General features: G+C 72.1%; 8 protein-coding genes. 3 read left to right on the top strand and 5 right to left on the bottom strand.

The annotated features are described in order from the left end of the window. Positions 1-12: 12 nt before the first annotated feature. Positions 13-5178 carry a non-ribosomal peptide synthetase/MFS transporter gene (locus GT755_RS03300; RefSeq protein ID WP_328794147.1) on the top strand — a complete coding sequence of 1722 codons (5166 nt, stop codon included), beginning with the start codon at positions 13-15 and terminating at the stop codon, positions 5176-5178. On the opposite strand, the gene GT755_RS03295 is transcribed toward GT755_RS03300, so the two are convergent. Next, on the bottom strand, positions 5123-6484 hold the full coding sequence (locus GT755_RS03295; RefSeq protein WP_161478180.1) for a sensor histidine kinase: 1362 nt from the start codon (positions 6482-6484) through the stop codon (positions 5123-5125). The two genes, GT755_RS03300 and GT755_RS03295, sit on opposite strands and share 56 nt — an antisense overlap. Positions 6485-6655: 171 nt before the next feature. Between GT755_RS03295 and GT755_RS03290 the strand changes: the two genes are divergently transcribed. Continuing rightward, positions 6656-7270, top strand: a complete 615-nt coding sequence (locus GT755_RS03290; protein ID WP_161478179.1) for an ACT domain-containing protein — start codon at positions 6656-6658, stop codon at positions 7268-7270. 4 nt (positions 7271-7274) lie between these two features. Here the strand turns inward: GT755_RS03290 and GT755_RS03285 are convergent, their stop codons facing one another. Continuing rightward, the gene (locus tag GT755_RS03285) at positions 7275-8561 is read right to left on the bottom strand and encodes an ABC transporter ATP-binding protein (protein ID WP_161478178.1); all 1287 of its coding nucleotides are present in this window, start codon (positions 8559-8561) and stop codon (positions 7275-7277) included. 426 nt (positions 8562-8987) lie between these two features. On the opposite strand from GT755_RS03285, the gene GT755_RS03280 reads away from it, so the two are divergent. Beyond that, positions 8988-10010 (top strand): LacI family DNA-binding transcriptional regulator, encoded by a 1023-nt coding sequence (locus GT755_RS03280; RefSeq protein ID WP_161478177.1) that lies wholly within the window; start codon positions 8988-8990, stop codon positions 10008-10010. A 112-nt stretch (positions 10011-10122) separates the two neighbouring features. On the opposite strand, the gene eda is transcribed toward GT755_RS03280, so the two are convergent. The 3 genes from eda to edd are packed head-to-tail and all read right to left on the bottom strand — an operon-like array spanning position 10123 to position 13517. Further along, the gene (gene eda / locus GT755_RS03275) at positions 10123-10737 is read right to left on the bottom strand and encodes a bifunctional 4-hydroxy-2-oxoglutarate aldolase/2-dehydro-3-deoxy-phosphogluconate aldolase (protein WP_161478176.1); all 615 of its coding nucleotides are present in this window, start codon (positions 10735-10737) and stop codon (positions 10123-10125) included. Then, on the bottom strand, positions 10734-11693 hold the full coding sequence (locus GT755_RS03270) for a glucokinase (protein WP_161478175.1): 960 nt from the start codon (positions 11691-11693) through the stop codon (positions 10734-10736). The genes eda and GT755_RS03270 overlap by 4 nt, the downstream gene beginning before the upstream one ends. Beyond that, a complete protein-coding gene (gene edd, locus GT755_RS03265) occupies positions 11694-13517 on the bottom strand; it encodes a phosphogluconate dehydratase (RefSeq protein WP_202609554.1) in 1824 nt (607 codons plus the stop codon). It abuts the gene before it with no gap. Positions 13518-13536: the final 19 nt, after the last annotated feature.

Here is a 13536-nt window from a genome sequence, read left to right as displayed (position 1 = left end):
AAGAGACGTTCCGTGAGCACACTGTCGGCCGACAAGAAGGCCCTCCTCGCCCAGCGGTTACGACGCCGGGAGGAGACCCGGGCGATACCCCCGCGCGACCCGGCCGCGCCCCTCGTGCTCTCCCCGGCCCAGGAGCGCCTGTGGTTCCTGGAGCAGTACCGGCCGGGCACCACGACCTACACCGTCCCGTTGACCATCCGCCTCCAGGGCGACCTCGACGACGCCGTGCTCGAAGCGGCCTTCCACCAGGTCGCGGCCCGGCACGAGGTGTTCCGCACCCGCTTCGCCGCCGACGACGACGGCCTCCCGGTGGTGACCCTGCGGCCCGAGGCGGGGGCCGAGTTCCGGCTGGCCGAGGCCGAGACCGACGAGCAGGCCAGGGAGATCGTCGAGACCGCCCTGGGACGCCCGTTCGACCTGGAGCACGGCCCGCTGCTGCGCGCCCTGGTGGTCCGGCTCGCGCCCGACGACCGGATCCTGCTGCTGGCGGCCCACCACCTGGTCACCGACGGCTGGTCGCACGACATCGTGCTGTCGGAGCTGCTCGCCCTGGCCCGCGGCGAGGCGCTCAAGCCGTCGCCGCAGGTCGCCTACGCCGACTACGCCGTCTGGCAGCGCGACCGCGACCACGCCAGGGACATCGCCCACTGGCGCGAGCACCTGCGCGACGTCCCGGTGCTCGACCTGCCGACCGACCGGCCGCGCCCGCCCGAGATGGGCCACGCGGGGGCGATGTACGAGATCCCGGTGGACGTCGCCGTCGCCCGCGACGGCACCGTGACGCCCTACATGGTCCTGCTGGCGACCTTCCAGGTGCTGCTGGGCCGCTACGCGGGCCAGGACGACTTCGCCGTCGCCTCCCCGATCGCCGGTCGGAGCGTGCCCGAACTCGACGACGTGGCCGGCATGTTCGTCAACACCCTGGCCATGCGCGCCGACCTGAGCGGCGACCCGACCTTCGCCGACCTCGTGACCCGGGTCCGCGACCGTGCCCTCGACGCCTACGCCCACCAGGAGCTCCCCTTCGACCGGCTGGTCCAGGAGCTGGAGGTCGAACGCGACGTCTCCCGCTCGCCGATCGCCCAGGTCACCATGGCGCTGCAGAACTGGCGGCAGGGCCTCGACGGCCACGGCCTGACTCTGACCCCGTTCCGCGTCGAGGCCGGGGTGAGCCGTTTCGACCTGTCGCTCTACCTGTACGAACGCCCCGGCGGCTACTGGGCCCAGTTCGCGTACAACACCGACCTGTTCGACCGGGCGACGGTCGAGCGCTTCGCCGGGCACTTCGCCGACCTGCTGGGCCAGGTCGTCGCCGACCCCGACCGGCCGATCTCCTCCTACCCCCTCCCGGCCGGCGACGTGCCGGCCTTCTCCGACGGCGGTCCCGTCGACCGGGCGGGAACGCTCCTGCACGAGGTGGTCCGCGGCCCGGCCGACCGGGTGGCCGTCCGCTGCGACGGCGTCGACCTGACCTACGGCGACCTGGCGGACCGTTCCGACGCGCTGGCCGCCCGATTACGCGACCTCGGCGCCGGACGCGACACCCGGATCGCCGTCTGCCTGGAGCAGTCGGCCGAGATCGCGGTCGCCATCCTCGGCGTGCTGAAAGCGGGCGCCGCCTATGTGCCGCTTGACCCGGCGCAACCCGACGACCGCCTGGCCTACCTCGTGGACGACGCGGGCATCGAGATCGCCGTCACCCGGCGCGGCCTGCCCGGCGTCACCCACACGGTGACTCCGGACGAACGCGGCGCCTCTCCCTTGCCGGAGGTCACCGAGACCGACCTCGCCTACGTCATCTACACCTCCGGCACCACCGGCCGCCCCAAGGGCGTGGCCGTCCAGCACCGGCAGATCCTCACCTATCTCTCGGGCGTGCGCGAGCGCCTGAACCCCCGACCGCAGGGGTCCTACGCGCTGCTCCAGTCGCTGAGCTTCGACTTCGGCATCACCGTCTTCTACCTGTCGCTGATGACCGGCGGCACGCTGACGCTGCTCAACCCGCGCCTCCCGGCCGAGGAGCTCGCGGTGACCCTGCGGGACAGCGACCACCTGAAGATCACCCCGTCGCACCTGGCGTCGCTGCTGCCCGAGGCCGACGTCCTGCCGAGGGAACTGCTGCTGCTCGGCGGCGAGGCCTCACCCGCCGAGTGGGCGGCGGCCCTGCGGCGGCCGGGTCTGCGGGTGGTCAACCACTACGGCCCCACCGAGGCCACCGTCGGCGTCACCACCCACGACGTGGCGGAGGGGGAGAGGGGCCTGCTGCCGATCGGCCGCCCGCTGCCCGGCGCCCGCGTCTACGTCCTCGACCCCGCCGGGAACCCCTGCCCGGTCGGCGTCCCCGGCGAGGTCCACCTCGGCGGCGACCGGCTGGCGCGCGGCTACCTGGGCCGGCCCGCGCTCACCGCCGAGAAGTTCGTGCCCGACCCGTTCGGCGGACCGGGCGCCCGCATGTACCGCACCGGCGACCTCGGCCGCTGGTTGCCGTCGGGCGAACTCCAGTTCCTCGGCCGCCGCGACCTCCAGGTGAAGGTCCGCGGCTACCGGGTGGAGCTGGCCGAGATCGAGATCGTGCTCGCCGACCTCGACGCCGTCGACCAGGCGGTGGTCGAACTGCGCGACGACCGCCTCGTCGCCTACCTGGTCGGCGAGCCGCGCGACCTGCGCGCCGAACTGACCGGCCTGCTGCCCGACTACATGATCCCGTCGCGGTACGTCTGGCTCGACGCCCTCCCGCTGAAGTCGCACGGCAAGGTCGACCGCGCCGCCCTGCCCGACCCCGGCACCGACCGCCAGTCGGAGTCGGCCTACGTCCCCCCGGCGACCCCGCTGGAGCAGGCCATCGCCGACGTCTGGGCCGCCGTCCTCAACGTCGACCAGGTCGGCGCCGAGGACGACTTCTTCGCCCTGGGCGGCCACTCCCTGCTGGCCGCCCAGGTGGTGGCCAAGCTCCGCCGCGTCACCGAGCGCCCGGTGACGATCATGGACATCTTCAGGCACCGCACGGTCCGCGCCCTGGCCTCCCGCACGGACGACGGCCCACGCCGCCTCCTGCACCGCCTCACCCCGCCCCGGCGCACCACCACGACCCTCGTCTGCGTCCCGTACGGCGGCGGCAGCGCCGCGATCTACCAGCCCCTCGCCGACGCCCTGCCCGACCACGTCGCCCTCTACTCCGTGGCCGTCCCCGGCCAGGAGTGGGGCCTCGACGAGGAGGCGCGGCCGATCCCCGAGGTCGCCGACGCGTGCGTCCAGGAGATCCTCGAACGTGTTCCCGGCCCGATCGCCCTCTACGGCCACTGCGGCCTCGGCGTGATGCTCGCGGTCGAGATCACCCGCCGCCTGGAGGCCGCCGGACGCGAGGTCGAGGTGCTGCACCTCGGCGGCGTCTTCCCGTTCTCCCGGCCGAGCTCGGTGGTCGGCAGGGTGCGCACCATGGCCGAGAAGCTGCGCTCGGACCGGATGTGGGCCAACGGCCTCATCGCCGCCGGCCTCGACGTCGAGGAGCTCGACGACGACCAGCTCAAGGCGATCATCCGCAACCGCCGCGAGGGCACCCGGGAGGCCGAGGCCTACTTCACCCGGCTCTGGTCGGAGACCGGCGGGCCGGTGATCAACGCCCCGATCACCGCCGTCGTCGGCGAACGCGACCCGGCCACCGAGTTCTACCAGGAGCGTTTCCGCGAGTGGCTCCGGCTGGCCCCGGCCAGCTCGTGCGTCGTGCTCGACGAGGCCGGGCACTTCTTCCTCAAGCACCGCGCCGAGGAGCTCGCCGAGATCGTCACCACCCGCGAGAAGGTGCCCCGCACCCCCGAACGCACCTGGTGGACGCAGGCGACCTCCGACGAGCCCGTCGCCGACGAGGGCCCGAAGCCCAGCATGAAACGGTTCGGCGCGGTCGCCGCCGGTCAGCTCGTCTCGATCATCGGCTCGGCCCTCACCGAGTTCGCCGTGCCGCTGTGGATCTACGCCACCACCGGCTCACTGGTCAACTTCGCGCTGTTCTCCGTCATCGGCCTGCTCCCCGGCATGCTGGTGGCCCCGCTCGCCGGCGTCATCGTCGACCGGTACGACCGCCGCAAGGTCATGCTCGCCGGAGACCTCGGCGCCTGGTCGACGCAGCTCGCGCTCGGCGTGCTGCTGTGGACCGGGAACCTGCACATCTGGGCGATCTACCCGCTGCTGGCGGTCCAGTCGGTGGCGCTGACCTTCCAGCGGCTCGCCTACGGCGCGTCGATCCCGCAGCTCGTGCCCAAACGGCTGCTCGGGCACGCCAACGGCGTCGTCCAGATGGTCACCGGCTCGGCCCAGCTCATCGTGCCGCTGATCGCCGCCGGCCTGATGGGCACCATCGGCCTGGAGGGCATCCTCGTCATCGACGTCGCCAGCTACACCTTCGCGATCGTCTCGGTGCTGCTGGTGAAGTTCCCCCGCACGATGGGGCTGCGCCGCCGCGAGACCATCTGGGCCGAGATGGTGGGCGGCTTCCGCTACACCTGGTTCAACCGCAGCTTCCGCGCCATGCTGCTGTTCTTCGCGGGCCTGAACGTCTTCCTGTCGCCGCTGTTCCTGCTGCTCAGCCCGCTCGTGCTGGCCTTCGGCGGCAACGACCTCGACGACGTCGCCCGGGTGTCGGTCGCCGGCGGCGTCGGCGTGCTGCTCGGCGGGCTCGCGGTGGCGTTGTGGGGTGGCCCGCGCCGGCGCCGCATGCGCGGCATGCTGCTGGCCACCCTGGGTCTCGCGGTCTTCTGCGCGGTCACGGGGCTCCGGCAGGACCTCGCGGTGATCGCCTTCGGCGCGTTCGGCATGTCGCTCGCGCTGACCGTCGTCAACGGCATCTACGCCACGATCGTCCAGGTCAAGGTGCCGCAGCGGTTCCACGGCCGGGTCATCGCGCTGAACACCCTGATCGCCTGGTCGACCCTGCCGCTGGCCTTCGGCGTGGTCGCGCCGTTCGGCTCGGAGCTCATGGAGAACCTCGTCGACGGCCCGAAGGGCGCCGGCATCGGGCTCCTGTACGTCGTCTTCGCCGCCGCCATCGCCCTGATCGCCCTCGTGGCGCTGCGGGTGCCGCGCCTGGCCCGGTTCGACGCCGAGGTGCCCGACGCCCCGCCGGACGACCTCATCGGTCGTCAGGCGGTGGCGGACCGGCGAGAGGCAGCCGCATCACGAAGCTGACGCCGCCGGGCACCGGCTCCACCCTGACCGTGCCGTGATGGGCCTCCACCACCTCGCGGGCGATGGCCAGGCCGAGGCCGGTGCCGCCGCGCATCCGGCTGCGGGCCGTGTCGAGCCGGGTGAACCGCTCGAAGATGCGCTCGCGGTCGGCCTCGGCGATGCCCTCGCCGTCGTTCTGCACCGTCAGCACGGCCTCGCAGCCCTCGGTGGCGAGGCTGACGGTGACCTCGCTGGCGGCGTGCCGGTCGGCGTTGTCGAGCAGCTCGCCGAAGGCCCGCGCGAGCTGCGGCTCGATCGCCTCGACGACCACGCCCGGCTCCAGGCGCAGCTTGCGCGGCATGCGCTCGGAGCTGGGCTTGAGCCGGGCGCCGACCAGCCCGGCCAGGTCGACCCGCTCCTTGACGTTCGCCTCGGCCGAGCCCACCCGGGCCAGGAACAGCAGGTCGGTGCAGATGGCCTCCAGCCGGTCGGTGTCGCGCAGCGCCGCCTCGATCGCCTCCGGCATGTCCTCGACGTGGAGCCGGCCGCTCTCCAGCTGGGCCCGGATGCCCGCGATCGGGGTGCGCAGCTCGTGGGAGGCGTCGGCGGCGAACTGGCGCTGCTGCTCCACCGCCCGCTGCATCCGGCCCAGGGTGGCGTTGGCGGTGCGGGCCAGCCGGGCGATCTCGTCGTCGCCGGGCGGGACCGGCACCCGCCGGGTGAGGTCGCGGACGGTGATCTCGGCCAGCTCGTTGGTGATGTCCTCCACCGGGCGCAGCGCGCGGCCGGTGATCTTCCAGGCCAGCCAGCCGATCAGCGCGGTCAGCAGCGCCACCTGCACCGCGATCGCCAGGGCCAGGCTGCGCGTGGTGAGGAAGGTGGGGGCCTCGCGGGCGGCGTACACGACCTCGCTGTTGGCGTCGGTGGTGGCTCTTATTCCGACACCGTAGACACAACTCTTCTCGGGCAGCGCACAGGAGGTGAAGCGGATGATCCGGTTGTCGGGGGCCGGCCAGACGGCCGTGACCGGGGGCAGGTCGCGGGCCGGGTTGCTCGACTCGATCACCCGGCCGCCGGGGGCGACGACCTGCACGTAGTCGATCTCGTCGCGGATCGGGATGGGGGAGGGCACGGTGCCCATGCGGATCTCGGCGGAGACCTGCGAGGCGACGTTCTGGCTCGCCTCGAAGATGTTGTCGATCACCAGCCTGCGGGTGATCAGGTTGCCGCCGACGCCGACCGGGATGAGGATCAGCAGCGCGATGGCCACCGCGACGAGCGTCAGGCGCGCGCGTATCGAGCGGGTCCGCAGCCAGGGGAGGGACATCCCTTGAGGCTACTCACCGTGATCTCATCGCGCCGCCCCGACAACACCAAAGGTCGGCCAAGCCCCGGCCGGGAATCGGACGTCGCCTTATGCTGGACATCCTTCCGGAACATGACCGAAACGTGCGTGGGCCAGGGTGGTGTTCGGGTGGGGGAAGAGAGGAGGCCGCTCATGCTGCTGCGTCTGCGGGTGTCGCTGCCCGACCGGCCGGGAGTGCTCGGCCAGGTGGCCAGGGCCTTCGGGGTGATGGGGGCCGACATCCTCCAGGTGACCGTGCTCGAACGCGAGGCGGGCCGGGCGATCGACGACTTCACGGTGTCGTGGTCGGCCGTCTTCAGCCCCGACGAACTGCGCGACCGCATCGGCGTCGTGCCCGGGGTCAAGGTCGAGGCGGCCTGGCCCACCCGGGAGGCGCCCGGCGCCAGTCCCGACTACGACCTGCTCGGCCACGTCGCGGCCGAACCGGGGCGGGCCGTGCTCACCCTGGTCGACGCGGTGCCCGACCTGGTGAGCGCCGAATGGGCGGTGGCCGTCGACGCGGGGACCGGAGAGGTCGTGCACGGGAGCTGGCAGGCCCCCGAGACCCTCCCGGCCGCCCTCCTGGGCGCGCCCCGCGCGGCCGCGTTCTCCGAGGGCGCGCTCCACCTGCTGAGCGTGCCGATCGGCGACCTCTGCATGGTCGTGGCCCGCCGCCAGGGACCGGCCTTCCACCGGGCCGAACAGGACAAGGTGAGCCGGCTGGTCGGCGTGGTGTCGGTGCTCGCGCACGCGGGCGCGAGCCGTTAGCCGCCTATCGGCGGGGCGGGTCGATGCGCGCGCCGGTGTGGGTGAACAACATCAGCCGCGACACGTCCACGGCCACCCGGGCGTGCTCGCCCGCGCGCCACGACGGCCGGGCGCCGAGCCGGACGATCAGGTCGGCCCGGCGGTGCGACCCGAGCCCGTTCGGGCCGGGCTGCGGGCCCGACGGGGTCTCGTCGGCCTCGATGTCGGAGTTGAACAACCGCCGCATCATCGACCGGGTCTTCGAGCCGTTGGCGCCGCCGTTCGCGGCCCGGAACCTCGGGTCGGGCGGCTCGGGCACGGCCACCGCCGGGATGCCGCACTCGACGTAGGCCAGCCACTCGTGGCCGTGGTATTCGAGTGTGCGCACCCGGCCCATGAACACCGGGCCGTCCATGCCCTCGGGCATCGGCGCGAGCGCGTCGGGGCGGATGCCGACGATGATCTGGCTGCCGGTGTGTTGTGACACCGCGTAAGCGCGTGGATCGGTCCAGGGCATCGTGATCTGGTGGGTGCCGAAGTCCAGCATTATGAACTGGTTCTGCGGTGTACGCACCGTGGCCGCCAGCAGGTTGAGCTGCTGCGAGCTGAGGAACGCGGCGGTGAACGCGGTCGCCGGGTCGTTGTAGACCTGCGCGGGGGTGCCGATGTCCTGGAGCACGCCCCGGTTCATGATCGCGATCCGGTCGGCCAGGGTGAGGGCCTCGATCTGGTCGTGCGTCACATAGATGGTGGTGACGCCGAGCGCCCGTACGAGACTGGAGATCTCCATCCGGAGCTCGGTGCGCATGCCCGCGTCGAGGTTCGAGAGGGGCTCGTCCATCAGGAAGAGCGAGGGCTGACGCACTATGGCACGGCCCATCGCCACCCGCTGGCGCTGGCCGCCGGAGAGCGTTCCAGGCCGGCGGTCGAGGGTCTCGTCGATGTGCAGCGCCTTCGACAACTCGACGACGCGTTCGCGCACCGTCTGCGGATCGGCCTTGGCGATCTCCAGGGGGAAGGACAGGTTCCCCCGCACGGTCCGGTGCGGATAGAGGGCGCCGTTCTGGAACACCATCGCCACGTCGCGGTCGCGGGGGGCCAGGTGGTTGGCGATCTTCCCGCCCAGCCACAGGTCGCCGTCGGTGATGTCCTCAAGGCCGGCGATCATGCGGAGCAAGGTCGACTTGCCGCAACCCGACGGGCCGAGTAACACCAGCAGTTCGCCGTCCTCGGCGCGCAGGTTCATCCGGTCCACAGCCAGGAATCCACCTGGGTAGACCTTGGTGACGTTGTCGAGGACGACCTGGCTCATAGGTTCTCGTTCCCTTCCGGGCGCGCAGTGCCCGGAGCCCGCCATCTGGGTGATTGATGAGGTAGTACATCGCGTGGGCACGGTCCATGTCCATACATGTCGTGAAAAACCGGAGGCCTTGGGGTTACGGGGGTGTTGCCGGGACCAGGGGTGACCCAATCGAGAAGGGGTGCCCCGGTGTTCTGGGTGGCCCGAAACCCCCTGATCAGCGGCTGGAGCCCCAGCTGTCTTGCGGAACTTCCTGCTGGTTTTCGCGCCGTTCTCCGTCATTGGCTGACATTTCCTGAAACAGCGACATGAAAGGTTCATTTGACTTCCGGCCCTGACAAGGGCAGATCAAAGGTGAGCGGCCTACTTTCCGCGATCCCGGGACGGGGCGACGAAGCGTTTCTGGCCGGAACGCCGCCCGGCGGTGAGGATACGCGCATGAACAACGCCCGGCTCGCCGACATCGCGGTGCAGGCGGGGGTCAGTGAGGCCACCGTGAGCCGTGTGCTCAACGGGAAGGCGGGGGTCTCCCCGTCCACCCGGCAGGCCGTCCTCACCGCCCTCGACTTCATGGGGTACGAACGCCCGCTCCGATTACGCCAGCGCAGCAACGGCCTGGTCGGGCTCGTCACCCCCGAGCTGGACAACCCCGTCTTCCCGGCCTTCGCCCAGGCGGTGGAGAAGGCCCTCGGCCAGCACGGATACACCCCGGTCCTGTGCACGCAACCCTCCGGCGGCGCCCCCGAGGACGAGTTCACCGAGATGCTCATCGACCGGGGCGTCAGCGGCATCGTCTTCATCTCCGGCCTGCACGCCGACGCCACCGCCCGCATGGACCGCTACACCCGGATGACCGACCGGGGCCTGCCGATCGTCCTGGTCGACGGCTACAACGAGGCGATCCAGGCGCCCTTCATCTCCCCGGACGACCGCCTCGCCACCCGGCTGGCCGTCCGGCACCTGGTCGACCTCGGCCACGAGCGCATCGGCCTCGCGCTCGGCCAGCGCCGGTTCGTCCCGGCGCTGCGCAAGATCGAGGGCTTCCGGCAGGCCATGACCCACCTGCCCCGGGCCGCCGACGCCGACGACCTCATCGAGCACAGCCTGGCCACCGTCGAGGGAGGACAGGCGGCGGCCGGCGCCCTGTTCGACCGGGGCTGCACCGCCGTCTTCTGCGCCAGCGACCTGATGGCCCTCGGCGCGATCCGGGCCGCCCGGCAACGCGGGCTGAACGTGCCGGGCCACGTGTCGGTGGTCGGCTTCGACGACTCCCCGCTGATCCCGTTCACCGACCCGCCGCTGACGACCGTGCGCAAACCCATCGGCGCGATGGCCTCGGCGGCGGTGGAGACCCTGCTGGAGATCGTCGACGGCGCGCCCTCGAAGAACCTGGAGCTGATGTTCCAGCCCGAGCTGGTGGTCCGCCGCTCGACCGGGGCCAGGCACGGGAAGGGCCCGTGACGTCCTGGTTGGGTGTCACGGGCCCCGGTACCCATGGCCGTGTTTCCGGGTTGCGGACGCGGGCATGGCCGCCAGCTTCGGCCGAGGGAGGATGGCCTGGCTGACGAGGCTGTCAACGGAGCGTGGCGGCCTCCGCGGCGAGTTTCTCGATGGCGGCGTAGTCTCCGGCGGCCAGCGCGGCGGCGGGCGTGAGCCACGTGCCGCCGACGCAGCCGACGTTGGGCAGCGCGAGGTAGGCGGGGGCGGTCGCCAGGCGGATGCCGCCGGTCGGGCAGAACCGCACCTCGGGCAGCGGGCCGCCCAGGGCCTTCAGGTAGTTCACGCCGCCGGCCTGCTCGGCCGGGAAGAACTTCATCTCCCGCAGCCCGCGCTCGAACAGCACCATGACCTCGGTCGCCGTCGCCACGCCGGGCAGGAACGGCACACCCGAGGCGATCATCTCGTCGACCAGGGCGGCCGGGGAGCCGGGGGAGACCAGGAACCGCGACCCGGCCTCGACCGCTGCCTCGACGTCGGCCGGGCGGCGGACCGTGCCGGCGCCCACGACCGCGCCCTCGACCTCGGCGGCGATCCGGCGGATCGACTCCAGCCCGGCCTCGGTCCGCAGGGTGACCTCGATGACCGGCAGCCCGCCCGCCACGAGGGCGCGGGCCATCGGCACGGCGGTCTCGACGTCGTCGACCACGACGACGGGGACCACGGGGGCGAGGTCGAGGAGGGAACTCATACGTACTCCACACTAGTGGCCCGCTGCTGGAGCCAGGCGGCCGCACCCGTCAGAGCGGGCTGCTCGGCGACGATCAGCGAGGTGGCGATGGCGGTCAGATAGTCGGACAACGCGGGGCCGGTCAGTTCGAACCGGGACCGGAAGTCGCTGTCGCGGACCCGGTCGACGATCCGGGGCAGCACCCCGCCGCCCAGGTAGACGCCGCCGCGCGCGCCCAGCGTGAGCGCGACGTTGCCGGCGAACCCGCCCAGCAGGGCGAGGAAGACCTCGACGGTCTCGTGGCACAGGTCGTCGTCGCCCGCCACGATCTCCGAGGCGCTCTTGCGGGTGGTCTTGATGCCGCGGACGAGCGCCAGGCCCCGGTGCAGCCGGGGCAGGCCCGAGCCCGAGAGCAGGTGCTCGGCGTCGACGTAGGGCAGGCCGTCGGTGCGCAGGGCCTTGACGATCTCGAACTCCAGGTCGGTCACCGCCGGGACGGACACGTGGCCGCCCTCGCCCGGCACCGGCACCCAGCCGTCGCCGGCCGGCACCAGCCCGGCCACTCCCAGCCCCGTGCCGGGCCCGAGCACCGCCTTCACCATCCCGGCCACCGGCGCCGGGCCGCCCAGCGGCACCAGGTCGTCGCCCGCCAGGTGGGGCAGCGAGATCGCCAGCGCCTCGAAGTCGTTCAGCACGTGGGACTGCGGGATGCCCAGACCCGCCACCGACCCCGACCACGAGCCGTTGGTCAGCGTGTAGTGGTCACCCTTGACCGGTCCGGCGATCGCCACGCACGCGGCGCCCGGCCGCGCGTCGTCGGTGTGGTCGGCCAGGTAGGCGGCCATCGCGTCGGGCAACGTCGGGTGTTCCGCCACGTTGAGGACGGCCACCGCCTCGGGCACCGCACCCGGCCCGGCGACGATCCCAAAACGTGCATTGGTGCCGCCGATGTCGGCGACGAGCCAGGGGTAGCTCACTTAGAACCCTCCGAAGATGCTGGCACCGCGTTCCGCGGGTCCAACCGTACGACGGAAGGCGGCAAAAAGCTCGCGTCCGGTTCCCACCCATTTGTCGTCAGGTTTGGCGGCGCCTTCGGGGGTCCGGCCGCTCAGGTCGGCCAGCACGTCCAGGGTTCCGGCGGTCGAGTCGAGCCTGATCGGGTCGCCGTCCCTGATCAGGGCGATCGCGCCGCCGTCGGCGGCCTCGGGCGACAGGTGGATCGCGGCCGGGACCTTGCCGGAGGCGCCCGACATCCGGCCGTCTGTAACGATTGCGACCTTCTGTCCCCGGTCCAGCAGCACGGCCAGCGGCGGGGTGAGCTTGTGCAGTTCCGGCATGCCGTTGGCGCTCGGCCCCTGGTAGCGGACCACCGCGACGAAGTCCTGTCCGTCGAGGTCACCGGCCTCGAAGGCGCGCAGCAGGTCGAGCTGGTCGTCGAAGACCTTCGCCGGGGCCTCGATCACCAGGTGCTCGGGCTTGACCGCCGACACCTTCGAAACCGCCCGGCCCAGGTTGCCGCCGACCATGTGGATGCCGCCGTCCGGCGAGAAAGGTTCATCGGCGGGACGCAGCACCGACAGGTCGCCGCTGCCCTCGGCCCGCTCGGTCCAGACGAGCTCGCCCTCCTTCAGCTCCGGCGCCGACCGGTAGTGGCCGAGCCCTCGCCCGGCCACGGTCAGCACGTCGTCGTGCAGCAGCCCGGCGTCCAGCAGCGTGCCGATGAACACCTGCATGCCGCCCGCGGCGTGGAAGTGGTTCACGTCGGCCTGCCCGTTGGGGTACATCCGGGTCAGCAGCGGCACGACCTTCGACAACGCCGCCATGTCGTCCCAGGTCAGCGTGATCCCGGCGGCGTTCGCCATGGCGACCAGGTGCATGGTGTGGTTGGTCGAGCCGCCCGAGGCCAGCAGCGCCACGACGGCGTTCACGATCGCCTTCTCGTCGACGACGTGGCCGATCGGGGTGTACTCCTCGCCGTGCGCGGTCAGCTCGACCACCCGGCGGGCGGCGGCGGCCGTGAGCGCCTGCCGCAACTCGGTGCGCGGGTTGACGAAGGTCGAGCCCGGCAGGTGCAGGCCCATGACCTCCATCAGGAGCTGGTTGGAGTTGGCGGTGCCGTAGAAGGTGCAGGTGCCGGGGGAGTGGTAGCTGTCGGCCTCGGCGTCGAGCATCTCCTCGCGGCCGATCTTGCCCTCGGCGAACGCCTGCCGGGCCCGCGCCTTCACCTTGTTCGGCAACCCCGAGGGCATCGGCCCGGCCGGCACGAACATCGCCGGCAGGTGGCCGAACCGCAGCGCCCCGATGAACAGGCCCGGCACGATCTTGTCGCAGACGCCCAGCAGCAGCGAGGCGTCGAACATGTCGTGCGAGAGCGCGATGGCCGTCGACATGGCGATCACGTCGCGGCTGTAGAGCGACAACTCCATGCCCGCCCGGCCCTGGGTGACCCCGTCGCACATGGCCGGCACCCCGCCCGCGACCTGCGCGACACCCCCGGCCGCCCGGACCGCCTTCTTGAGCTCCGGCGGGTAGCTCTCGTACGGCTGGTGCGCCGACAACATGTCGTTGTACGAGGTCACGATCGCCACGCCCGGCCGGGTGCTCGCCCGCAGCAGCGGCTTGTCGGCACCGGCGGCGGCGAACCCGTGGGCCAGGTTGGCGCACCCCAGATGGCCCCGTGCGGGCCCCCGTCGACGCAGCTCGGCCGCGTCGGCGTCCACACGGGACAGGTAGGCGGTGCGGGACTCCCGGCTGCGTTCGACGATGCGTTGGGTGACCTCGGCCACGGCCGGGTGTGTCATGACGTCCCTCCTCAATACG

The sequence above is a fragment of the Herbidospora solisilvae genome, assembly GCF_009901565.1.
Lineage (GTDB): Bacteria > Actinomycetota > Actinomycetes > Streptosporangiales > Streptosporangiaceae > Herbidospora > Herbidospora solisilvae.
Note: the sequence above shows the minus strand (reverse complement) of the source record. Positions and strands in the feature narration are given on the sequence as shown.